Source organism: Streptomyces sp. SID12488 (assembly GCF_010548275.1).
GTDB lineage: Bacteria > Actinomycetota > Actinomycetes > Streptomycetales > Streptomycetaceae > Streptomyces.
The window spans coordinates 1-693 of sequence record NZ_JAAGLT010000097.1 but is presented as its reverse complement, the minus strand read 5'-3'; the positions used below and the strand labels follow the sequence as shown (position 1 = coordinate 693).

Here is a 693-nt window from a genome sequence, read left to right as displayed (position 1 = left end):
TGCATCGGCAAGGAGATCATGGACGCCCTTGAGGAAGCCGCCGCCGACCAGGAACGGGTCCGGCAAAGGGGGGCGGCCCGCCGGAACAGAACGGACAGGACGGAAGCGACGACCCCGGCCGGGAAGAGCGGCGGCACCTCCGGCGACGGCGCAAGCTCCGTCTGAAGGAGGCCCTGCTCGGCAGGTCCCGTGGCGGGCTGACGAGCAAGGTTCATCTGGCCGTGGACCGCAAGTGCCGTCCGTTGTCGTTCGTCCTGACCGCAGGACAGGCCGCCGACAGCCCGCAGTTCGTCCCCGTGCTGCAGAAGGTGCGGATCCGTCTGCCGATCGGCCGTCCCCGGACCCGGCCTGGGGCTGTCGCCGCGGACAAGGCCTACTCGTCCCGCGCCAACCGTTCTTACCTGCGCAAACGCAACATCAAGGCCGTCATCCCGGAGAAGAAGGACCAGGCCGCCAACCGGAAGAGGAAAGGCAGCCGGGGTGGCCGGCCCACAGGTCACGACGCCGGTCTCTACAAGGAACGGAACACCGTCGAGCGCCTGATCAACAAGCTGAAGGCCTGGCGGGGCATCGCGACTCGATACGACAAGACGCCCGAGAGCTACCTCGCCGGCCTCCACCTCCGCGCCTCGATGATCTGGATCAACGACCTACTGAAGGCAACTGATTGATCACGACGTCACACAGGCCCTA

General features: G+C 67.0%; 1 pseudogene. It reads left to right on the top strand.

Features of this window, described 5'->3' with window-relative positions:
- A pseudogene (locus G3I56_RS42655) lies at positions 1-671 on the top strand (IS5 family transposase); the annotation flags it as partial.
- Between the last annotated feature and the right edge of the window lie 22 nt (positions 672-693).